Annotated in this window: 25 protein-coding genes; 13 read left to right on the forward strand and 12 right to left on the reverse strand. The window is 61.5% G+C overall.

The window, feature by feature from the left end; all coding sequences use genetic code 11:
* Positions 1-9 precede the first annotated feature (9 nt).
* The 6 genes from AACZ26_RS01530 to AACZ26_RS01555 all read left to right on the forward strand — a co-directional run bounded on the left by AACZ26_RS01530 (position 10) and on the right by AACZ26_RS01555 (position 3,701).
* On the forward strand, positions 10-393 hold the full coding sequence (locus tag AACZ26_RS01530; protein WP_339618574.1) for a transcriptional repressor: 384 nt from the start codon (positions 10-12) through the stop codon (positions 391-393).
* A gap of 160 nt (positions 394-553) precedes the next feature.
* On the forward strand, positions 554-790 hold the full coding sequence (gene rpmB, locus AACZ26_RS01535; RefSeq protein WP_022885355.1) for a 50S ribosomal protein L28: 237 nt from the start codon (positions 554-556) through the stop codon (positions 788-790).
* Entirely contained in the window at positions 790-957 is a 168-nt protein-coding gene (rpmG, locus tag AACZ26_RS01540) for a 50S ribosomal protein L33 (RefSeq protein ID WP_009773536.1), read from the forward strand. Before rpmB ends, rpmG begins: the two co-directional genes overlap by 1 nt.
* A 2-nt stretch (positions 958-959) precedes the next feature.
* Entirely contained in the window at positions 960-1,265 is a 306-nt protein-coding gene (gene rpsN / locus AACZ26_RS01545; protein ID WP_339618581.1) for a 30S ribosomal protein S14, read from the forward strand.
* 72 nt (positions 1,266-1,337) lie between these two features.
* Positions 1,338-1,628, forward strand: coding sequence for an HU family DNA-binding protein (locus AACZ26_RS01550; RefSeq protein ID WP_100387826.1), 291 nt, complete (start codon positions 1,338-1,340; stop codon positions 1,626-1,628).
* 111 nt (positions 1,629-1,739) lie between these two features.
* Positions 1,740-3,701: a cytochrome c oxidase assembly protein gene (locus AACZ26_RS01555; RefSeq protein WP_339618584.1), complete on the forward strand. Its 1,962-nt coding sequence runs from the start codon at positions 1,740-1,742 to the stop codon at positions 3,699-3,701.
* Between the two features lie 83 nt (positions 3,702-3,784).
* Here the strand turns inward: AACZ26_RS01555 and AACZ26_RS01560 are convergent, their stop codons facing one another.
* Positions 3,785-4,831 carry a hypothetical protein gene (locus AACZ26_RS01560; protein ID WP_339618585.1) on the reverse strand — a complete coding sequence of 349 codons (1,047 nt, stop codon included), beginning with the start codon at positions 4,829-4,831 and terminating at the stop codon, positions 3,785-3,787.
* Positions 4,832-4,926: 95 nt separating this feature from the next.
* On the opposite strand from AACZ26_RS01560, the gene AACZ26_RS01565 reads away from it, so the two are divergent.
* Positions 4,927-6,225 (forward strand): DEAD/DEAH box helicase, encoded by a 1,299-nt coding sequence (locus AACZ26_RS01565; protein ID WP_339618587.1) that lies wholly within the window; start codon positions 4,927-4,929, stop codon positions 6,223-6,225.
* 71 nt (positions 6,226-6,296) lie between these two features.
* Here the strand turns inward: AACZ26_RS01565 and AACZ26_RS01570 are convergent, their stop codons facing one another.
* The 7 genes from AACZ26_RS01570 to AACZ26_RS01600 form a co-directional block, all read right to left on the reverse strand.
* Positions 6,297-7,190 carry a carbohydrate ABC transporter permease gene (locus AACZ26_RS01570; protein WP_339618589.1) on the reverse strand — a complete coding sequence of 298 codons (894 nt, stop codon included), beginning with the start codon at positions 7,188-7,190 and terminating at the stop codon, positions 6,297-6,299.
* Positions 7,187-8,068, reverse strand: coding sequence for a carbohydrate ABC transporter permease (locus AACZ26_RS01575; protein WP_100387833.1), 882 nt, complete (start codon positions 8,066-8,068; stop codon positions 7,187-7,189). The genes AACZ26_RS01570 and AACZ26_RS01575 overlap by 4 nt, the downstream gene beginning before the upstream one ends.
* A gap of 83 nt (positions 8,069-8,151) precedes the next feature.
* Positions 8,152-9,420, reverse strand: a complete 1,269-nt coding sequence (locus AACZ26_RS01580) for an extracellular solute-binding protein (RefSeq protein WP_339618591.1) — start codon at positions 9,418-9,420, stop codon at positions 8,152-8,154.
* A 2-nt stretch (positions 9,421-9,422) separates the two neighbouring features.
* Entirely contained in the window at positions 9,423-10,844 is a 1,422-nt protein-coding gene (locus AACZ26_RS01585; protein ID WP_339618592.1) for a protein O-GlcNAcase, read from the reverse strand.
* Positions 10,841-11,599 (reverse strand): SIS domain-containing protein, encoded by a 759-nt coding sequence (locus AACZ26_RS01590; protein WP_339618593.1) that lies wholly within the window; start codon positions 11,597-11,599, stop codon positions 10,841-10,843. The genes AACZ26_RS01585 and AACZ26_RS01590 overlap by 4 nt, the downstream gene beginning before the upstream one ends.
* Positions 11,596-12,519, reverse strand: coding sequence for a BadF/BadG/BcrA/BcrD ATPase family protein (locus AACZ26_RS01595; protein WP_339618594.1), 924 nt, complete (start codon positions 12,517-12,519; stop codon positions 11,596-11,598). The genes AACZ26_RS01590 and AACZ26_RS01595 overlap by 4 nt, the downstream gene beginning before the upstream one ends.
* Positions 12,519-13,259, reverse strand: a complete 741-nt coding sequence (locus AACZ26_RS01600; RefSeq protein ID WP_339618595.1) for a GntR family transcriptional regulator — start codon at positions 13,257-13,259, stop codon at positions 12,519-12,521. The genes AACZ26_RS01595 and AACZ26_RS01600 overlap by 1 nt, the downstream gene beginning before the upstream one ends.
* Positions 13,260-13,469: 210 nt before the next feature.
* Here AACZ26_RS01600 and AACZ26_RS01605 point away from each other — a divergent pair, with 210 nt between their 5' ends.
* The 3 genes from AACZ26_RS01605 to AACZ26_RS01615 are packed head-to-tail and all read left to right on the forward strand — an operon-like array spanning position 13,470 to position 16,039.
* Complete coding sequence (locus AACZ26_RS01605) at positions 13,470-14,063, forward strand: GNAT family N-acetyltransferase (RefSeq protein ID WP_339618596.1); 594 nt, start codon at positions 13,470-13,472, stop codon at positions 14,061-14,063.
* Complete coding sequence (locus AACZ26_RS01610; RefSeq protein WP_339618599.1) at positions 14,060-15,076, forward strand: Gfo/Idh/MocA family oxidoreductase; 1,017 nt, start codon at positions 14,060-14,062, stop codon at positions 15,074-15,076. Before AACZ26_RS01605 ends, AACZ26_RS01610 begins: the two co-directional genes overlap by 4 nt.
* 51 nt (positions 15,077-15,127) lie before the next feature.
* Positions 15,128-16,039, forward strand: a complete 912-nt coding sequence (locus AACZ26_RS01615) for a TerC family protein (protein ID WP_339618601.1) — start codon at positions 15,128-15,130, stop codon at positions 16,037-16,039.
* 103 nt (positions 16,040-16,142) lie between these two features.
* Here AACZ26_RS01615 and AACZ26_RS01620 read toward each other — a convergent pair whose 3' ends face one another.
* Entirely contained in the window at positions 16,143-16,790 is a 648-nt protein-coding gene (locus AACZ26_RS01620; protein WP_100387841.1) for a heme oxygenase (biliverdin-producing), read from the reverse strand.
* 135 nt (positions 16,791-16,925) lie between these two features.
* Between AACZ26_RS01620 and AACZ26_RS01625 the strand changes: the two genes are divergently transcribed.
* Complete coding sequence (locus AACZ26_RS01625; protein WP_339620612.1) at positions 16,926-18,413, forward strand: MFS transporter; 1,488 nt, start codon at positions 16,926-16,928, stop codon at positions 18,411-18,413.
* 24 nt (positions 18,414-18,437) lie between these two features.
* Here AACZ26_RS01625 and AACZ26_RS01630 read toward each other — a convergent pair whose 3' ends face one another.
* Both AACZ26_RS01630 and AACZ26_RS01635 read right to left on the reverse strand, forming a co-directional pair.
* Entirely contained in the window at positions 18,438-18,845 is a 408-nt protein-coding gene (locus tag AACZ26_RS01630; RefSeq protein WP_339618604.1) for a DUF4383 domain-containing protein, read from the reverse strand.
* A 124-nt stretch (positions 18,846-18,969) separates the two neighbouring features.
* Complete coding sequence (locus AACZ26_RS01635) at positions 18,970-19,272, reverse strand: DUF2470 domain-containing protein (RefSeq protein WP_339618605.1); 303 nt, start codon at positions 19,270-19,272, stop codon at positions 18,970-18,972.
* A 70-nt stretch (positions 19,273-19,342) separates the two neighbouring features.
* On the opposite strand from AACZ26_RS01635, the gene AACZ26_RS01640 reads away from it, so the two are divergent.
* Entirely contained in the window at positions 19,343-21,322 is a 1,980-nt protein-coding gene (locus AACZ26_RS01640) for a heavy metal translocating P-type ATPase (RefSeq protein WP_339618607.1), read from the forward strand.
* Between the two features lie 76 nt (positions 21,323-21,398).
* On the opposite strand, the gene AACZ26_RS01645 is transcribed toward AACZ26_RS01640, so the two are convergent.
* Entirely contained in the window at positions 21,399-21,554 is a 156-nt protein-coding gene (locus AACZ26_RS01645; protein ID WP_339618608.1) for a hypothetical protein, read from the reverse strand.
* Between the two features lie 66 nt (positions 21,555-21,620).
* On the opposite strand from AACZ26_RS01645, the gene AACZ26_RS01650 reads away from it, so the two are divergent.
* Positions 21,621-21,755: a hypothetical protein gene (locus AACZ26_RS01650; protein WP_339618609.1), complete on the forward strand. Its 135-nt coding sequence runs from the start codon at positions 21,621-21,623 to the stop codon at positions 21,753-21,755.
* Positions 21,756-21,802: the final 47 nt, after the last annotated feature.

The following is a 21,802-nucleotide window of genomic DNA, read 5'->3' on the forward strand; positions in this document are numbered from 1 at the left end:
ATGGTCACTATGAAGCGCAATACGTGGCAGCGAGAAGCGGTGCGGGATGCCCTGACCGAGTCAGAGGGCTTTGTGAGCGCTCAGGCGCTGCACAGTGCGCTTCGCGACGCCGGTAGCTCTATCGGTCTTGCCACTGTCTATCGCGCCTTGGCAGACCTCGCTGGAGCTGGTGACGCTGATTCGCTGCAGCAAGATGGCGAGAGCCTGTTTCGCGCGTGCACGCCTGACTCGCACCATCACCATTTGATCTGTCGTCAATGCGGCACGACCGTCGAAATTAAGGCGGATGAGGTGGAGCAGTGGGCAAAAAATGTTGCCGCAGAGCACGGTTTCACGCAGCCAAACCACATTGTTGACGTCTTCGGCTTGTGCCCAGCGTGCTCTAGCACGTAACATATACCGTTGATCGAGCGGTATCTTCCGCTCTCGTACACACATCCCACCCTGATCGAATCCGTGTGAAAGCGCGGTGCGAAAAGAATGCAGTGTGTGTGCCGACAAGTGATCTTGGGTAAGGCTTTGTCCTTACGGTAACTAGAACAGGAGTATCACCATGGCAGCAACCTGCCAAGTGACCGGCGCCATTCCCGGCTTCGGACACAACATCTCGCACTCGCACCGTCGCACCAAGCGCCGTTTCGACCCGAACATCCAGAAGAAGACGTACTACGTACCGTCGCTTCGCCGCAACGTAACTCTTCAGTTGTCCGCAAAGGGCATCAAGGTTATTGACGCTCGCGGCATCGAATCCGTTGTCAAGGACCTCCTTGCACGTGGGGAGAAGATCTAATGGCAAAGGCACAGGACGTACGTCCGATCATCAAGCTCCGTTCAACTGCTGGAACGGGCTACACCTATGTGACGCGCAAGAACCGTCGCAACAACCCCGACCGCCTCGTACTGAAGAAGTACGACCCAGTGGTTCGCAAGCACGTTGAATTCCGCGAGGAGCGCTAAACATGGCTAAAAAGAGCAAGATTGCAAAGAACGAACAGCGCAAAGTTATCGTTGCGCGTTACGCTGCGCGTCGTCTCGAGCTGAAGAAGGCTCTCGTCGACCCCAACGGAACTGACGAGTCGCGCGAGGCTGCACGCCTCGGACTTCAGAAGCTCCCCCGCGATGCTTCGCCGATCCGCGTACGCGGTCGCGACGCCATCGATGGACGTCCCCGTGGATTCCTCAACCAGTTTGGTGTTTCCCGTGTTCGCTTCCGTGAAATGGCTCACCGGGGCGAGTTGCCCGGAATTACCAAGTCAAGCTGGTAGATTCCAAGCGGTTCCGACGTTTTCTAACGTTTCGGAACAACTAACTGCACTACGTCCGAGGAGGACCACCTTATGGCTGACAAGTCGCTAAACCGTACTGAATTCGTAGCGGCGGTTGCCGCAGAGTCTGGCCAGAGCCAGGCTGCCGTTTCCGGCGTCGTTGACGCTTTCTTCTCCGTGCTGTCCAAGTCGGTCGGCGAAGGAACCAAGGTTTCGATCCCCGGATGGATGGCTGCAGAGCGCACCTTCCGCGAGGCTCGCACCGGCCGTAACCCGCAGACGGGTGAAGCAATCGAGATCAAGGCCAGCCACGGCGTAAAGCTCAGCGCAGGCAGCAAGCTCAAGGCAGCAGCCAAGGGCTAAGTAGCAACTTTGAAAAGGGCGGCATTCTCCGGGATGTCGCCCTTTTTGTTTGTGTGCCCGGCAATGGCCATACCGAGCAAACTCCCGCATAATCCCGAGTACTCTTGAGGGGTGTTACGAATCAGCCGGATCGCCGGTCCCGCCCTGCTGATCGTCATTGCCTTTGTCGTGGTCGTCGCCGGTCTGCAGTTTGGCGGTGGAGCAGAAGCTCCTATCCTGCTCGATCCCGGTGCTGTCGTGCGGTGGGGGCTCCCGATCTCCAAGCTTTTCGTGAATCTCGGGCTTGCCGCGACTATCGGTGGACTCATGATCGCTGTCTTTGCGATGAGTCCGAAGCGTGACGAGTTCACTCTCACTCTCGACTTCGCCGCGGCTGGCGCTGCCGTGTGGGCTGTCGCCTCCGCGTTTACGGGGTTTTTCACCTTCCTGGCGGTGCGCAACCAGCCCATTGACCTCTCAAGCGCCTTCGGCGACGTTCTGGCCAGCTTTCTGACCGTCACCGAACTCGGCCAAGCCTGGCTCGCGACTGTGCTCATAGCGGCTGCTGTGACCGTGCTGTGCTTCGCCGTGCGCAATATGAGCGCCCTCGTCTTCGTGCTCGTGCTCGCTGTCGCCGGGCTCATCCCCATGGCACTGCAGGGCCACAGCGGCGGAACTGAAGACCACGACGCCGCAACGAGTGCAATATTCCTGCACCTCGTCTTCGCCGCGCTCTGGCTTGGCGGACTCCTGGCCCTGGCGATAGCCCGCCCCGCGCTGGGCAAAGAGCGCCTTGCCATAGTGCTGCGGCGCTACTCCACCGTCGCACTCGTGAGCTTCATCGTGGTGGCCGCCTCCGGCTATGTGAGCGCAGAAATTCGTGTCGAAAATCTGACGAACCTGCTGTCGCCCTACGGCATCCTCGTGCTTGTCAAAGTGTTTGCCCTCATCGTGATGGGCCTCTTCGGAGCGGTGTACCGCAACTATGCGATTGGTCGGCTCGAAGCCAGCCCGCGCAAAGAACGCGGATGGTTCTGGTGGATTGTCACCGCCGAACTCGCTTTCATGGGCCTCGCCTCGGGCGCAGCTGCCGCGCTGGCCGCAACCCCAACACCCGTTCCCGAGATCGTGGCAGCTGATGTGCCCGACTCATCCCCCGCCGCCTACCTCACTGGCTCTGCCTTGCCGCCGCCGGTCAGCGCAAGCAACCTCTTCACCCTGTGGAGCTTCGACCTCATCTGGGTGCTGATCTGTGCCTTCGCGATCTTCTTCTACCTCGCGGGCGTGTGGCGCCTCCACAAGCGTGGCGACAGTTGGCCCATCCACCGCACCGTCTTCTGGGTGCTCGGGATGCTGTTGCTGTTCTACATCACGAACGGTGGAGTGAACGTCTACGAGGGCTACCTGTTCTCGATACACATGCTCGGGCACATGACCCTCGGCATGATGATTCCGGTGCTGCTCGTTCCAGGTGCGCCCGTCACCCTCGCGATGCGCGCGATCGCCAAGCGCACTGACGGCAGCCGCGGAGCCCGCGAATGGATTCTGCTCATCGTGCACTCGCGATACATGGCGATCATCGGGCATCCGATCGTGGCGGCAGCAATCTTCGTGGTCTCACTGTGGATCTTCTACTACACGCCGCTGTTCCGCTGGGCGACAACCGACCATGTGGGGCACGAGTGGATGATCATCCACTTCCTTGGGTCTGGATACCTCTTTGTGCAAGCCCTCATCGGAATCGACCCGTCGCCGCACCGCCCCGCCTACCCCCTTCGACTGTTGCTGCTGCTTGCCACGATGGCGTTCCATGCCTTCTTCGGGCTCGGACTCATGACGGGAACAGGCCTACTGCTCGCCGACTGGTACGGCGCCATGGGCTGGGACACCGGACTGAGTGCACTGGAAGATCAGCGCATTGGCGGCGGTATCGCGTGGAGCGTTGGCGAGATCCCCACGATCGCGCTCGCGATCGCGGTAGCCATCATGTGGCGTCGCAGCGACGGACGTGCTTCCGTGCGCTACGACCGCAAGGCGGATCGCGACGGCGACGCCGAACTAGATGCCTACAACGAGATGCTCGCGAAGCGCTAAGCTGTCGAACGATCGTGGCCCGGCAGCCGTCGGTGCCTAGGCACGCAGAAAACGTCTCTGTGTGTGCGACGTGCCTGCGTGCGCTAGTTGGGGTACTGGGCCGTGATGAGTAGCTCGTCCTCCGGCATAAACGTGACGAGATAGCTCGCCGTGAAGTCAACGCCTTCGTCGAAAGTAGAAACCGAGCCGTCGAAAATGGAACGCACGTCGACTGTGAGGTGAGCCGCGCCATCCGTGGCGGGCATCAGCCAGCTGCCCGTTGCAGAACCGGGAACGAGAGTCACCTCGGGGTAAGTTGCCATGCTCCACTCGGGCGTCGTCACGATGCGGTTAGCCATGGGCTGACCAAACGGGCACCCGGTGGGCAAAAGGACAACCTGAGTGGCGCACTCGTCGAGGTAGTCGTTAACTTCGCGCTGCACTTGCGCGACCATCGCATCATTAGCGACGACGTCGAGGCGCGCGCGAACGGTTTTTCCGGGGTCTGTTGCGGAGACCCTGATCGGCTCCGCGGTGAGGAACGTTGAGGTGTGGCTGATGTCGAAGCTGCTGGGAGTGAGCACAACGTACGGTGACGGAGTGTCTTGCGTTGGCGTCACAAATTCAGAACCATTCGCGGTGAAGCCCTGAGCGTTAGCGACCGTGAGTCGCACAATGCTCAGTGGAGGGGTCACGAACTTCCAATCTGCAAACACCCCAAAGCGGCTTCCGTCACGCTCGACCGTGAACGTCGAACGTGACGTGTTGCCGTCGAGGTCGAATACGAACGTCACGGTCTCGGTGCCATTTGCGTTGACCGTGCGCTCAGCAAGCGCGATGTTTTCAATTGTGCTGAGGGCAGAGGGACGCAAGAGGTCATGTGAGCCGGCAAGGAGCATGGAGCCTGCGCCCGTGGTGTCGATGGGCGTGGCGCCCGAACCGTCATCTGATGACGCTCCGTGCTCTTCGGCTAAGTGGATGTCGGCGATCTGAAGAGCTGACGGCATGTCGTGCCTCGCGAGAGCACCCAAATAGCTGCGTACGAACCCGCTTGAGCTAAACAGGGTCGAATTCACGATCAGCACCGTCGTGACGAAGGCAGCAATAATCAGCCCGAGCACGATAGACCAGGTGACAAGCTCGCGACGCATTCACACATCCTAAACCGCTGAGGTGAGAGAAACCCTGCACACAGAAAGTGACGCGCAGGCACAGTGCTGACCATCGGCAGCATTAGGGTGATTGGGTGTCCGAAATCACCCTCTCGCCCGAGCAAGCAGCCGTCTTCGCTGCGATCGAGACCACGCGCGAGAATCTCTTTGTCACAGGGCGTGCCGGCACCGGCAAATCAACGCTCCTGAACCACCTGGCACACAACACGTCAAAGCAGATCGTGATCTGTGCGCCGACCGGTGTTGCGGCTCTCAACGTCGGTGGGCAGACGATCCATTCACTGTTCAGGTTGCCGATCGGTGTTATCGCCGACCACGAGCTCGAGCAAAATGATCAGTTGCGCAAGCTGCTCAATACGATTGAGACTTTGGTCATTGACGAAGTATCGATGGTCAATGCCGACCTTCTCGACGCGATCGATCGCAGTCTGCGTCAGGCGCGACAGCGAAAGAAAGAACCGTTTGGGGGTGTGCAGGTTGTGCTGTTTGGCGATCCGTACCAACTCGCTCCGGTTCCTGGCGATCCGGATGAGCGCGCCTACTTCGAAGATCGCTACCGGTCGATCTGGTTCTTCGATGCGCTCGTGTGGCAAGAGACCGATCTCACGATTTACGAGCTCACGAGCATCCATCGCCAGCATGAGGATGAGTTCAAATACATGCTCAATGCCGTTCGTCACAACGGCGTTACCGCTGAGATCGCGGGCCGCCTCAATGCGGTGGGCGCTCGCCCCGCGCCCAACGACGGCACCATCACGCTCGCGACGACGAACAGCACTGTGACGCGCATCAACGCTTCTGCACTCGCCCGGCTGCCCGGCCGAGTGCTCACAGCGAAGGCCGAAATCTCGGGAGAGTTTGGCGGGCGCGCCTACCCGGCCGACGAGGCGCTTGAGCTCAAGGTGGGGGCGCAAGTGATGTTCTTGCGCAACGACACTCAAGAGGGCGGTACCCAGCGCTGGGTCAACGGCAGCGTCGGCACTGTCGTTAAGATTGCGGACACCGTGTGGGTCGAGGTCGACGGCCGCGACTACGAAGTGAAGCCCGCCGTCTGGGAGAAGTTCAAGTACTCCTACTCAGCGCGCACGAAAGCGCTGCGCAAGGATGTCGTGGCCGAGTTCACGCAGTTTCCGCTGCGCCTCGCGTGGGCCGTCACGATCCATAAGTCGCAGGGCAAAACCTACGACAGTGCGATCGTGGATCTCGGGCCTCGCTCGTTCGCTCCCGGCCAGACCTACGTTGCACTCAGCCGTATCAGTCGCCTTGAAGGGCTCTACCTCACGCGGCCGCTGCGCCCGAGCGACATCATCGTGGATGAGAACGTGGTGCGCTTCATGTCGCGCTCCAAGCCGATTCCCGCCATTCAGGCGTAGAGGTTTGGCCTGCGCTCCCCCATGTTGGGATCGCATTCCCCCGTTGCGACTGCCGCAAATTCTGGCTGCCGCTACTTCACGCTGCCGGCCGTGATGCCTTCCACGATCTGCTTGTTGAAGACGATATAGATCACGATCATCGGCAGTGTGACGATCGAGAGTGCCGAGAACAGGAGTCCGTAGTCGGTTACATACCGGCTAGAGAATGCAAGCAAGCCGGTCGGAATCGTCTTGAGCGCGTCATCCTGAATGTAGAGCAGCGCGAGCAAGAACTCGTTCCAGCTCGAGAGCGCCGAGAAGATCGCCACTGTCGCCAGACCGGGGCGAAGGAGCGGGAGCGCGATCGATCCGAAGACGCGCAAGTCACTCGCTCCGTCGATGCGCGCAGCTTCGAAGAGTTCGTTGGGCACGGCATCCAAGTAGACCTTGAGCAGGTACACGGTCAGCGGTAGCCCCATGGCGGTGTAGGGGATGATGAGTGCCCACCGCGTATCGGTAATGGCCAGCTGGGTGAACATCGTTGACTGGGCGATGAAGTACGACTGCAAGGGCAGCAGAAGCCCGAGAGCAAGTAACCCCATCAGCAGGTTACGGCCACGGAAGCGGTAACGGCTGAACGCGAAGGCGGCCGCCGCCCCTAACAGTAGGATGCCCAGAACCGAAGCCCCCGTGACGATGATGCTGTTGAGCGCGTACTGGCCGATGTGGCCGATCTCGAAGGCCTCCACCCAGCGCCCAAAGTCGATCTCGGTCGGAAGGGCGAACGGGGTCGCAAAAATGGCGGAGTTCGACTTGAAGCTGGAGAACACCATCCAGAGCATCGGGAAGAAGAACACGACGGCGATGACCGCGAGGGCGCCAGTGAAGAGCACATCGGGAATGCGCAGGGGAGTTTTGCGTCCCGCGTGATGCTTGCTGCCTGACGCTCGCTGCGAGGATGGCGCTTTAGGTTCGGTCAGGCTCATGAGCGCACGTCCTCTGGCTTCTCACGATTGACTCGCGTGAAGACTAGGCCCAGCGCCACAACAACAGCCGTGAGCACGACCGCCATGGCGGAGCCGTAGCCAACATTCTGGAAAGTGAATACTGATTTCACAAGGTAGGTCGTCGGGATCTCGGTGGCACCGTAAGGCCCGCCGTTGGTCATGACGTAGAAGAGGTCAAAGCCTTGGAAGCCGCCGGTGATGCAGAGCAGTAGCGCGACGGTAATCGCATTGCGAATCATCGGCACCTTGATGCGGCGAAAGAGCTGCCATTCGTTTGCACCATCGAGCCGAGCCGCCTCGATAACCTCGGTAGGCACTTGGTTGAAGGCCGCGTAGAAGATGGTCATGTAGAAACCGGCATATACCCAGCCGGAGACCACGCTGACAGCGAGGAGTGCGGTTGCCGGATCGCCGAGCCACACTCGCTGAAGGCTGTCGAGACCGAGGGATTGCAGCGCTGCGTTGAGAAGACCGAAGTCATTGTTGTAAACGAAGGCCCACAACACGGCAACGACGACCATCGGCAGCATGACCGGGGTGAAGATTGCCACGCGGAACCACAGTGAGCCCCGCCGGTGCACGCTCACGAGTCCGGCGAGAACGAGGCCCACTACGACCTCCAACACGATCGTGATGGCGATGTAGATGAGCACGTGCACGAAGGAGTCGCGGAATAAGACGTCGTTGGCGGCCTTGATGTAGTTGTCGATGCCGACAAACACCATGGTGCCGTAGCCATTCCATTCCGTGAAGCTGTAGGCGAAGGTCATGATCACGGGAAAGAGCACAGCGAAGCCGAAGACCGCCATGGCGGGCACCAAGAACAGATACGGGGTGGCCGTACGGTTCGCCTTCATCGGTGGATCCCTTCGAAAGAAAGAACTGGTCGTCCGCCTTCGGGTGACGGACGACCAGCAGTGTGGCTAACTAGCGAGGAGAGCTAGCCCAGCTTTTGATCTATGCCTGCAACGGCATCCGCGGGAGAGGTCTGGCCGCCGAGCACTTCAGCAAGCGCTGCGTAGAGAGCGTTGGCGGTCTCAAGGTCGTAACCAGTGTCGGGCGGTAGAACAATTGCGGGAGCTGACTCCAGCATGTTAATGAGGCCAGCACTGCGCGAGTCGATCTCGTCACCCGAGGATGCGGAGAGAGCCATCGGAGTGAGTTCTGCAGCGATAAACGCCTGAACGTTCTCATCGTTGTTGAGCAGGGCAAGGAACTCCGCAGCGAGGTCTTGCTTGCCGCTCTTCGCGTTGATGACGTAGCCGGTAACGACACCGATCACACTCTCCTGGTTGCCCTCACCGGGCATTGTCGGAAGGTTTACGTAGTCGAAGTTGAGGTCAGGCGCCTCGTCGATGGCCCAGCTCACGAGCCATGAGCCTATGGCGTGCATGGCGGCTTTGCCCTGGAAGAAGAGCTGAGCACCCTCGTTGTCGTCGACAGCATTCGCGCTTTCGTTGACGCAATTGTGATCAGCGAGCTCTTCGACGTAGCCAAAGGCTTCAACCCAGTCAGGGGTGTTGAAATCAGCTTCGCCCGACAGCGCGGCGCTGTAGGCCTCTTCGCCAACAACGCGCGAGGTCAAGTGGGCGAGCCAGTTACCCGCGGCCCACAAATCCTTGTTGCCGGAAGCGATCGGGATGATGCCCTCTGCATCGAGGGCGTCACACGTGGCGAGGAGCTCGTCCCAGGTGGTGGGAGGCGTGAGCCCGGCATCCGCGAAAATGTCTTCGTTGTACCAGAGCACATTGGCAACGTCGGCCGCATGCGGCACCATGACGATCTCGCCGTCAACGGTGAGCGAACCGAACACTTCTTCATCGAACAACCCGGCGATGGGGCCGGATGTCACAGCATCGGTGAGGTCGGCCGCGAAGCCATCAGCGGCGCGTTGTTCGAGTCGAGCACCGGCCCACTCGAAGTAAATGTCGGGAGCATTGCGCCCGTTGAGCAGGTTCGGGAGCCCAATGGTTTGGTACAGGTCGTCGTCTTGGTAGTTCATCTCGACGGTCAGATCGGGGTTCGCAGCCTCGAACTGAGCCGCCACGTCATCCCAGACACGGATCTGAGCTTCACCAGGAGAGCCCATCGCGATGCGGAGAACGTTGTCGTCGGAACCTCCTCCGCCGGCTGAACAACCGGTGAGGATCAGGGCTGAGGTGCTGAGAACAGCGACAGCAGCGAGGGTCTTCTTTCTCGTGACGGGCATGATCATTCCTTTGCTGTAGGTGATGCAGTGTCGGGTGATGCAGTGCGGTGTGGTGCAGGTAATGCAGGTGGTGCGGGTGGTGAGCCCCCGGCGGAAACGAGCTCCGCCAAAGTCATATCGAGCAGATCGCCGAAAACTCGGCGGCGAGCGGCGCGCAGCGCATCGAGGAAGGGACGAAGCCGCGACGGGCCATCGGTGGCGAGCCGGCCTGCAGCGGCGAGCTGCGCGATCTCCACGAGAGCGTGAGCGCCCACCCGGAACGACTCGAGCCACGGGCGCACTTCGTCAATGAGCTTCTGGTTGGTGACCGGGCCATCGAGCAGCCGATCAGCGCTGCGCACCATCGAGTCTGCAATCGTGAGCAACTCGGATGCCGCGGCCGCGGAATCGCCGTACTCCGACTCAAAAGTGAAGCGTTCGAGGGCCTCGCCCAGGGCGGGAGCGTCGTCAGCCGAGAGGCACGAAGAACGAACGGTGTCGGCGAACAGGCTGAAGTCTTCGGCGTTTTCGGGGCCAACGACATCCAGAATCGCTTGCTTCCAGCTGGCCTCGGGGTCGTAGCCCGCGGGGTCGCGCAGATAGTCGGCGATCGTAGCGAAGGGAATCTTGGAGGACTCGAAGAGGTCCATGCCGTTGGCGATGATGCCGGTCGAGAAGCGGTGCAACTGCGGATCACGGCCGCGATAAGGTCCGATGTGCAGCTCATGGCCCATCGCGACATCGTTCACGGGGTAGTTATCCCAGTAGGTAGCGGGGCGACCAGTGGCGCGGGCAAAAACAGCGGCATCGGCGAGATCGAGCGTGGCTGAACAGATGGCGCGACCCGTCCAGAAAAGGTCGATGCGCGGGTCAATGCCGAGCCCGAGCCGGCTGATGTATTGCTCATCGCCGTAACCCCAGTACTGCGTGGGGCACACTGTGAGATGAGTACTCGCGTCGAACTGGGCAAACACGCGGCCAATGACTGACTGGTGAGCCGTTACGAGATCGGGGAAGGCTGCTCTGTCGGCTGGATGTTGCAGCCGGGCCGGGATGTCATCCAACAACAGTCCGAAGCTGGTGACGCCTAGTTCGCGCACGGAGTCGAACTTGGCGAGCAGCATCGCAATGTCGTCATCGCTGGAGTACTTCATCGTGAGCCCGGGGGAGAGGCAATACATGAACGTCATGTCGTGCGTGGCGCAGCGCGCAATGAGTTGGGCCATGCGGGCGAGTTCGGCACCCTCATAGGGAGTGCGCCAGTCGTGCCGCACGAGCGGGTCGTCCTTAGGGGAGTACACGAAGGTGTTCATACCGCGTTCGCCGAGAAAGTCGATCAGGTCGAGGCGTTGGTTGTGGCTCCAGGGCGCGCCGTAGAAGCCCTCGATGACGCCGCGGACGGCGAAGGGCGAGGGCGTGGCGCTGACCCGGGAGTGAGTGGTCATGGTGTCGTTGTCCGGCCAATGAATCGGTGGTTGCTGACATCGCCGCTGGAGGTATTGCTGCTCTCGTAGATGTCGGGGATCACTCCGGCATCCACAGAAAGCTGAATGGCTTCGGCCATCACGGCGTTGAGAATTGCTGCTCCCACCACAGTAGAGGTCGCAGACACCCGGCTGCCGAGGCCAGCGATGTCCACGGCCGCATCGCCGACGGCGCCACCGTTGTCGATCACAACGGTGGCGAGCTCGTGGAGTCGCGGCAAGGTGGTGGGGCGGGCCTCGGGGGAGGTGGCGTGGGTGAGGCTCGTGATGGCAATAACGGGAGTGCCGTTAGCCATCGCCAACTGCACAATTTCAGAAGTCACTGCGTTGCTGCCGGAATTGGATGCCACGATCAGCACGTCATCCGGGGCGATGGGGTGATCGCGCAACAGTGCCTCAGCGAGGCCGGGAAGACGTTCGAGGGAGGTGCTGAGCAGCGCACTCGTGTGCAGCATCAGCCCGTCGAACAGGAGAGGCTTCACGTTCACGAGGCCACCTGCGCGGTAGTAGAGCTCTTCCGCCAACATATGGGAGTGGCCGGTGCCAAAGATGTGTATGGTGCGCTGCGCGACCAGAGCATCGGCGATGATGCGGGCGGCGGCGAGAATGTTGGCACCTTCGGTGGTGCGCAGCCGGTCAACGAGATCGGCTGCCAGTCCCAAGTAACGCGCGGCGGGAGAGTGCGCGTCGAGGGTGGTCGGGCTTGAGGAGGTCATGCGGGATTTCCTTCTTTCCACACGTGGATGAGGCTGCGATAAAGGTTGTCGGTGTTGCCAGAGCCGATCAGCAGGGCGCCATCCAGAGCCGAACCATCGGCGGGCCGGAACGACATGCCTTCGGAGGCGAGGTGCTCGACTAAGCGAGCGAAAAGCAGAGTGTTGGGGCCGAGCAGCTTGCCGCCCAGCGCGAGCGGAGCATCCACTGCCACCCAGGCCACGGCAACGCGAGCGGTGAGAAAGAGTTCGTGCGCCGCTTGCTCGACGATGGAGTTGGCGACAGCGTCACCGTCGCTTGCCGCGGCGAGAACAGAGCGCGCGAATTGAGAAATACGATTGACCGGGCGGTGAGCGCTATGAAGTCGGGCCGCCAAATTGTCGAGCCCCTCAAACTGTTCGGCAGCGCGCGTGGTGAGAGAGGTCGTCTCGCCGCGGCCATCGAGGGCGCGGAGCACCGCTGAGATTCCCCGGCTGCCGAGCCAGAACCCGCCGCCAGAATCGCCCAAAAGATAGCCATCTCCATCAACGGTGCGCGTCTCGCCGTTCTCGCGGACCGCAAGGCAGGCCACGCCGGTTCCGGTGTTGAGCGAGACGCCCGCCTCGGCAGAAAGAGCGCCGGCGTGAGAGGTAGCAGTATCGTTGGCGATCCACACCTCGCTGGCGCCCGTGGTGGCCGACACGAGTTCGGCCAGGCGTGAGAAGGAGGCGGTATCAGCGGGAACAGTCGTGAGACCCATGATCACGCGATCCACGGGGGCAAACTTGCCGTGGCTCCACGCGGTGGCAACGGCACCAGCAACGGAACGCATGGTGTCGCCTTCGAGACGGCTGACGCCATCCACTTCTACGGTTCCGGGCTGTGCGCTGCTCTTGAGTCGGATGCCAGATTGGCCGCCGTCGACAGCGAGCACGCGAAGCATTAGCTGTTCCGAGCCGGATCTGGTGAGAATGCGCCGCCCGAGACCTGAGCGGTGAGCTGGTACTTGTCGCCGCGGTAGAAGCAATTGGCGATCATGATGATGTTTCCGCGGGCGTCAGAGTCGACCATACGGATGCGCAGGCAGGCCTGGTTCTCGCTAATGGTGAGCAGCTCGCGCACTCGCTCGTCGGGCAAAACCGGTTCGATCGAGACGTTCGCGGCGCCGGGGGAGACGCGGTAGCGGCTGCTCAGTAGCTCGTAAAGGGAACCACCGAGGTCGCTGCCGTTGATTCCGGGAACGAGCGCTTGAGGGATCCAGACGGTTTCGACGGCCATGGCTTCGCCGCTGCCGAGGCGCAAGCGCGTGAAGCTGACGACGGGGTCGCCGGGCGCGATCTGAAGTTGGGTGGCCATTGCGGCATCGGCGGGAGCGACGCGGTAGGCGAGCAAGCGTGCGCTGGGCTCGAGGCCGCGATCGCGCATATCTTGTGAAAAAGAGGTGAGCCCGAGCAGTCGCACGAAGGGTTGTGGGGTGACGTAGGTGCCAGAACCGTGGCGGCGTTCAACCAGGCCCTCGGCGACGAGCGCGTCAACTGCGCGGCGGATCGTCATGCGGGCGACACCCCAGCGGGCACTCAAGTCGCGTTCGCTGGGCAGGCTCTTGCCCACCTCTGTCGACGCTACGAGTTCTCGCAAGCGCGCACGAAGGGTGTGTCGGGTGGACTCCTCTACGATCGTCACCCTCACATTGAAGCCCATTTTCGCAGGCCTGGTAAAGGGGGGAGTAGACCATTCCGGGGTACATTGTGCCGTAATCTAATAGAAACATTCCCGGTACTACGGTGTATCTTCCCGATAAACGCAGGGCAAGCGACGTGACATCTAGACCACTGTCGATTCAGCCCGGAAGCCACAATGTAGACCAGTTGACGCGACCGATATGGTGAATCCATGAGCAACATTCGGCCTGCGGGACTCTACGATCTTCCCGGCACCTATCGCGTGTGTCTTCAGACCGCGGATGCCGGGGCCGATGGGAGCGCTCTCTTCACGAATCCTGACCTCCTGGGCCACATCTATGTGGGCCCGTATCTCGTGGGTGCCCCCGATCTCGCGTTCGTCATCGCGGACGAACTCGGAGTCGCCGGCTACGTTCTCGGCGCCGCCGATACGCGCGAGTTTGAACAGTGGCAAGAACGGGAGTGGTGGCCGGTGTTGCGCGAGCAGTACCCGGCGACTTCCGGTAGCTCGCTCGATGTCGAGCTGATTTCTCACCTCCACTCGCCAGTAACGGCACCAGCTGCGGCGGTCGAGAATCATCCCGCCCACCTCCACATCGACCTACTGCCGCGCGTGCAAGGTACGGGCGCGGGGCGAGCAATGATGGAGACACTCTTTACGGCATTGCGCGCTCGCGGAGTACGCGGGGTTCACCTCGATGTTGGCGAAGACAACCACAATGCGATCTCGTTCTACCGTTACCTCGGCTTCGTTGAGTTGGCCCGCGGAGCAGACTCGATCTACCTCGGAATGGAACTGTCGTGATTCTGCCTGACTCCACCGCTACGCCACTTCGAGGCGGCCCCACGCTGCGCTGGGGCGTGCTCGCTCCCGGTGGCATCGCCACCGACTGGGTGGCGGCCATGCACGCCAACACTGACCAGCGGGTCGTTGCCGTGGCGTCGCGCTCGGCCGATCGCGCGGCGGAATTCGCTCAGAAGCATGGCATCGAGCGCAGCTATGGCAGCTACGACCAGCTCGTTGCTGACCCCGGCGTCGACATCGTCTACATCGCTGCGCCCAACGTATTTCACCAGCCGCTGGCGCTGCTCGCGATCGCCGCGGGCAAGCATGTCTTGATCGAGAAGCCCCTCGGCATCGACGCCGCTGACGCCCAAGTGATTGTGGACGCCGCACGAGCTGCTGGCGTCTTTGCCATGGAAGCCATGTGGACCCGCTTCTTGCCGCAAACCACGATCATCGCGCAACTCTTGGCTCAGGGCGAGCTCGGAGACGTGGCGATGGTCACGGCAGATTTCGGCGCCAACTTTGGTGCACCATCCGGTCAGCCGGTCTTTGACCCCGCGATGGGCGGTGGCTCGCTGCGCGACATCGGCATCTACCCCGTGTGGTTCTCGCAGTTCGTGCTCGGTGCCCCCAGCGCGGCTGTGGCAACGGGGCAGATGCTCGCGAGCGGTGTTGATGCGCAGGCGGCGGTGATTCTCGACCATGCCACCGGTGCCCAGGCCGTGTTGCACACGACGATGCTGGCCGACACCCCCACGGAGGCCCGCATCAGCGGCACGCGCGCTCGCGTTGAGGTGCGCACTCCGTTCTACGCGCCGAATGGTTTTGCTTTCGTGCGCGACGAGGAACGCATCGAGTTCACTGACGGCACGGGATTGCGCGGCCGCGAAGGGCTCGCTTTTCAGACGACGGCGATTGCCCAGCACATTGCAGCGGGGCGAACGGAAGCGCCCGAGCATCCACTCGATACGTCGCTCACGGTGTTGCGCACACTCGATGGCTTGCGCGGGCAGATTGAAGCACAGGGCTAAATTTTGCCGGCTTACTCCCGCAATCGCGGGGCTGTAGTGGAGAATTGACGAATGGAATTCTCCTTCGCCTTTACTCCTGACCTCATCGCGGTCTTTCTCACACTTTTCGTTCTCGAAATTGTGCTCGGAGTCGACAACGTCATCTTCATTTCGATCCTTGCATCGAAACTGCCGAAGGATCAGCAGGCGAAGGCTCGCAACCTAGGCCTCACTCTCGCGATGCTCATGCGCATCGTGCTCGTGCTGTTTGCGGGCTGGATCATCACGTTGAAGGACGAAATCTTCGTCGTCGGCGAGCTGGGGTTCTCGTGGAAAGACCTCATCCTTATCGCGGGTGGTGTCTTCCTCGTCTACAAGGCCGTCACCGAAATTCACCACAAACTTGAAGGCGACGAAGAGCACAGCTCTGGCGGTGGCAAGAAAGCGGCTACTTTTGGGTCGGTCATCGCGCAGATTCTGGTGCTCGACCTCGTGTTCTCACTCGATTCCGTGATCACGGCCGTCGGTATGACAGAGAACCTCGTCGTGATCATCACCGTGGTTGTGCTGTCGTTCGGCATCATGCTCTTCGCGGCCCGCTTTATCTTCACCTTCGTCAACAAGCATCCGACAGTGAAGATGCTGGCCCTGTCGTTCTTGCTCCTCATCGGAGTCTTCTTGATCGCCGAGGGATTCGGCGTCTACATCGACAAGGCCCTTATCTATGCGCCGATGGCGTTCGCCATTCTGGTCGAAGCTCTCAACCTGATCGTGGCGGCCCGGCGCGCTAAGCGCGAGGAGCGCCGCCAGCGCCCCGTGGGATTGCGCCCACGGTACGCCGATGTCGACGAGTCAATCGCGGTGCACACTGCTCTGGAGGGCCGTTCCAGCGCTGGCTCGGTCGGGCTGTCAAAGAAGCCCGTTGAGGGAGCTGTTGATTCTGAAGCTAGCGGCGTTCGCGATGAGCGCTCGGGGCTCGGATAGCGCGCTCAAGTCTCGGAAACACTGCGGGCGCGTGTGAAGGCAGCGCAGTAGAGGTTGCCCAAGGCGGGCCGTGCCGGTTCGGCGACACGACCCGCGCGGCAGGCTAGGCGGCCGCTTTCGCGCGCGACAGGTCGATGAATAGGTCGGTGTTGAACTGGTACGCGGCGAGCACTTCTTCAATGACTCGGTCGCGTTCAGCGTCATCCCACTCGACAGCATCGAGCTGGTCGCGGTACGTGTTTTTGAACTCTTTGGGCTTCGCGATCTCGTCGAACAGGTAGAAGCCGACACCGTTGGTTTCGAAACCGAACTGGCGTTGCATGATGGTGCGGATGATCTGACCGCCCGAGAGATCACCGAGGTAGCGGGTGTAGTGGTGGGCGATGAAGCCGCCAGCCCAGTTCTGGGCAGCGATCTCGCGCACGCGAGCGGCATAGGCGGCTGCGGTGGGCAGCGCGGTGATCTGATCGCGCCAGTTGGCACCGATCAAGAACTCGAGGTCGGCTTCGATCGCGGGAAGGCGCGTGAGCTGGGACGTGATGAACGGCGCCGCTACGGGGTCTGTGGAGAACTGCTCGGCGGCCGCTTCGATTGCTTCGTAAATGAAGTAGTGCTGAGCGACGAGGGCGATGTAGTCATCGCGGGTTCCCTTGCCCGTCATGAGGTCTTTCATGAAGTCGGCGCCCTCGCTGTCGCCGTGGCTTGACCAGGTGCGCTCGCGAAGAGCCTGCGAGAACGGAATGACGGCCACGGGGTCTCCTAGCGAAAGCGGGGTTAGGTATCCCTCACTCTAGCGAAGCCGAATTGGGCGAAACATCATCCGAAAGTTGGGTATTCCGCGGGACTGTATCGTGAGCACGTGAGTGCAACTGAACAGCCCCAGGTGATGGCAACGACTAAGCAGTGGTTCGCGCTGGGTGTGCTGATGCTGCCGACGCTGTTGGTGTCGATCGACAACACCGTGCTGAGCTTTGCCCTGCCGAGCATTGCCCGCGATCTGCGCCCGAGCGCGGTTGCCCAACTCTGGATTGTTGACGTTTATCCGCTGGTATTGGCCGCGTTGTTGGTAGGGACGGGCAACCTTGGCGATCGCTTTGGCCGTCGTCGTCTGCTGCTCATCGGTGCCTCAGGATTCGGAATCGTTTCGGTGCTCGCGGCGTTCGCTCCCGACGCCACCTCGCTTGTTCTCGCGCGCATTCTGTTGGGCGTCTTTGGCGCGATGCTCATGCCCTCCACGCTGTCGTTGCTTCGCTCGCTGTTTGCGGATCGCCGTCAGCGGCGCCTCGCGATTGCGATTTGGGCCGCAGGGTTCTCAGCGGGTTCCGCCATTGGGCCGCTCGTCGGGGGAGTGCTGCTGGAGAACTTCTGGTGGGGATCGGTGTTTCTCGTCGCTGTGCCGTTCCTGCTGCCGCTGCTGATCTTCGCGCCCGTCTTGATTCCCGAGTCGAAGGATCCCACCCCCGGACCGTTTGACCTGGGCAGCATACTGTTGTCGATTCTCACGCTCGGCCCGGCGGTGTACGCGATCAAAGAACTCGCGACCGAGGGTGTGGGAGTGCTGCCCGTTGTCCTGTTAGTAATTGCGGCGCTGTCCGGCTTTTTCTTTGTGCGCCGGCTGCTCGGGCAAGCCAATCCGATGCTCGATATGCAACTCTTTCGCGTGCCCTCGTTCAGTGGTGCCGTGCTCGTGAACCTCGTGAGCGTGTTCTCGTTGCTTGGCCTGCTTTTCTTCCTCACCCAGCACCTTCAGCTGGTGGAAGGATTGAGCCCGTTCGACGCTGCTCTTGCTCTGACGCCCGGCATTCTCGTGATCATTGTGGCGGGGCTCGCGGTGGTTCCACTCGTGCGTTTCGTGCGACCGGGATACCTGATGGCGGGCGGACTCACGCTGTCACTGCTCGCGTATGGCTCCATTGCACTGACCGGTAGCGATGCCACGGTGCTGAGCTACATCGTGGCGTTCTGTGTTCTTGGGGCCGGCATCGGTTCGGCCGAGACCCTCTCGAACGACCTCATCATTTCGAGCGTGACTCCAGACAAAGCGGGAGCGGCATCCGGAGTCTCAGAGACCGCTTACGAGCTCGGCGCAGTGCTGGGAACCGCGGTACTAGGGAGCATCCTGACCGCGTCGTACCGCTCGACCATTGAGATTCCGGAGGGGCTCAACGCTACCGATTCGACCGCAGCGCGCGAAACGCTGGGCGGTGCTGTTGAGGTCGCGTCGTCGGCGCCGGCCGGTGTGGGGGAGCAGCTGCTGGACTCCGCCCGTCACGCCTTCGACTCGGGAGTCGTCACCACGTCGTGGGTCGCCGTAGCGCTGATGGCGGTCGCGATCACGATCACGCTGGTGACGCTGCGCTCAGTGCGCAGCTAGCTACCTTCGTGAGCGGGTAGCTGGCTAGACGCTCACGCCAGTGGCGCGGCTGTCGGCGCCGATACCGACGAGCAGCAGTACGACAGCGGCCGCAAAGTGCAGAACATTGTCGGCGGCATTGAGCGCCAGAACGTTGAATTCTGATCCGATGAGCAGCAGTCCGGCGAACCCGAGCACGAGCAGGGCAAAGCCGAGCCCGGAGTTGGCGGCTCTCGCCGCAGCACGGTTGGAGAGTGCTGCTAGCACCAGCGCCGCACCAATTAAGATGTGGATAACGTTGTGGAAAACGTTCACTTGGAAGAGGTCGGCGAGCAGTCCGCCTTCGGTGTCGAAGAAACCTACACCGCCCGTGACGGTGAAACCCAGCAGCCCGATGAGCACAAAGAAGGCTCCGACGATTGAGCCAATCATGCGGTTGGGTGATCGGGTCATGATTTCTTCCCCCTTGCGGGCGCACGAGGTGTGTGCGCGATGCTGCTCCTTATTCGTACTCCTCCTCGGTGCTATTTGGCTAGAGCAGGGGAGGGTGAAACGTGAAGTGGATGCCGCAACGCTACTAGCTGTGCGGTCGAGCGTCGACGCCCAACTTGTCACACGCAGCGTCGTAGAGTTTCACGATCTCCTGGCGGATCTCCGCGCGCTCGCTAATCTCGGTGCTCCACGGCACGGTGACGTGATGTTCAATGCCGTCGACATCGGAGTACTGCCAGGTGCCTTCGCTGCCGTCGAGGGACACCATGGCTGCTGAGATTGCGGCAGATCCCGCGAACGCACGAACGATGAGCAGATTGTCATCGTTGTGGTCGCTGTTCATGTGGGCGAGGACTGCGGACACGGTTTCTTCGCTGAATGTGGTCACGGCTCTACGGTAGCTGGGAGTGGCCTTCAATGGGTTGATGGATACCCTCTAGGGGTATAGTGTGGCGCGCATGGACCACTCTCATCACGTTGCTCAGTTCCGTCGGCTGTTCTGGATCATGCTGGTGATCGCCGTGCCCGTCACGGCTTTCAGCATGATGTTTGCGCAGATCGTGGGCTACACGCTTCCCGACCTTGCGCTCATCCCGTGGATCTCGCCCGTGCTCGGTACCGTCATGTATTTCTGGGGCGGCAAGCCCTTCCTCACGGGCGGCTTCTCTGAACTGAAATCGCGCCAGCCGGGAATGATGCTCCTAATCTCGCTCGCGATCACTGTCGCGTTTGTCGCTTCGTGGGCATCCACGCTCGAGCTGATTGCGCACGAACTCGACTTCTGGTGGGAGCTTGCGCTGCTCATCGTCGTGATGTTGCTCGGCCACTGGGTAGAGATGCGGTCGCTGGCTCAAACCTCGAGTGCACTCGACTCGCTCGCCGCGTTGCTTCCGGATGAAGCGGAGAAGGTTGAGGGGGATGACTTCGTCACCGTGCATCCGTCTGACCTCGTGGTTGGCGATGTCGTAATCGTGCGCCCTGGCGGACGAGTGCCCGCCGACGGTGAAGTGATTGACGGTTCGGCCGAAGTGGATGAGTCGATGATCACGGGAGAGTCGCAGCCGGTTACACGCGGCGAGGGCGACCGCGTCGTGGCGGGAACCGTGGCCACCGATAACTCGATCCGCGTGAAGGTCACCGCGATTGGCGATGATACGGCGCTCGCGGGCATCACGAAACTTGTCGAAACGGCGCAGAGTTCATCGTCGCCCGCTCAGCGCATCGCCGACACCGCCGCTGGCTGGCTGTTCTGGTTCGCACTCGTTGCCGCCGCGATCACCGCAACCGTGTGGACTCTCGTGGGCAGCCCCGACGATGCCATCGTGCGCACCATCACCGTGCTCGTCATCGCCTGCCCACACGCTCTTGGCCTCGCCATCCCGCTCGTCGTCTCGATTTCGACCGAGCGCGCGGCACGAGCCGGGGTGCTCGTGAAAGACCGCATTGCGCTCGAAACAATGCGCAAGGTCGACACCGTTCTCTTTGACAAGACGGGCACCCTCACGAAGGGCGAACCCGCCGTGACGCACGTCGCGGGGGTCGGGGATGCGAGTGAAGACCAGGTGCTTCGACTCGCTGCCGCTGCTGAGTACGACAGTGAGCATCCGCTCGCAAAGGCGATTGTGGCGGCCTCGCGCGACCGCGAGCTCGAACGGGTCACTGCCTCAAACTTCAGCTCGTCGAGCGGTGTTGGCGTCGAAGCGTCTGTTGATGGTGCGACGATCAGCGTGGGCGGGCCGAGCATGCTGCGTCAGCACGACCAGAAGGCAATTGAGGTCACAACCGAGTGGGCGGATGCCGGCGCGATCATTCTGCACGTGCTCTCTGACGGTCACGTGATCGGCGCAATCGGTCTCGCGGATGAGGTGCGCGAAGACTCGCGCCAAGCGATCGATGCCCTGCACGCGCAGGGCGTCACAGTCGTGATGATCACGGGAGATGCGGATGCTGTTGCACAGTCGGTGGCCGCAGAGCTCGGTATCGACAAGGTGTTCTCGGGCGTGCATCCGGAAGACAAAGCCAGCAAGGTTGCCGAACTGCAGAAGGCGGGCGGCACCGTCGCGATGGTGGGTGATGGCGTGAACGATGCGCCAGCGCTTGCCCAAGCGGATGTCGGAATCGCGATCGGTGCCGGAACGGACGTGGCGATTGCTTCAGCCGGTGTTGTTCTCGCGAGCGATGACCCGCGCTCGGTGCTCGCCGTGTTCGAACTCTCGCGGCGCAGCTACGCCAAGATGCGCCAAAACCTGTGGTGGGCCGCCGGCTACAACCTCATTTCGGTTCCCCTCGCCGCTGGAGTGCTCGCCCCCATCGGCTTCGTCTTGCCGATCTCCGTCGGAGCACTGCTCATGTCGGCCTCAACCGTTGTTGTTGCGGCGAACGCTCAGCTCTTGCGCCGCCTCGACCTGCGGCCCGAAGCGGTTATCGGCAAGGACTGAGTTAGGCGGCCGAACTCCAGAAACAACTGTTGGTACCCACCGACGAGGATGGATGCCAACAGTATGCGCGTGAGGTTTAGCGGCCGAGCCAGCCGCCATCCACGTTGAGGATGGCGCCCGAGACGTAGTCGGAGGAGCGCGAGGCGAGGAACACGGTTCCAACCGCGAGGTCGTGTCGGGCCCTCGCCTCGACGCTCGTCCCGTGGAAGTCGCGCGTTGGACTAACGAACAAGCGCAACGAGCTATCTCGCCCGCCATCAGCCACATCGCCCGCTAAACGACTGACGGAAGAAATCCAATGGACACGTTAGTAAACTCGTGCCCCGACCCGGTCAGTCCCCAGCAAGAGAACCTTCAAAAACCGATCGGCACCTTCGAACGCGAGATCCACGCTGCAGCAATTAAGGTGTTCAAAACGATGACGGGCAACTAACAAACACTGCGCGGCATGTGTTTGTGCTAACCTCAAATTACTACATC

It is taken from the genome of uncultured Salinibacterium sp., from assembly GCF_963974405.1.
Classification (GTDB): Bacteria; Actinomycetota; Actinomycetes; order Actinomycetales; family Microbacteriaceae; genus Rhodoglobus.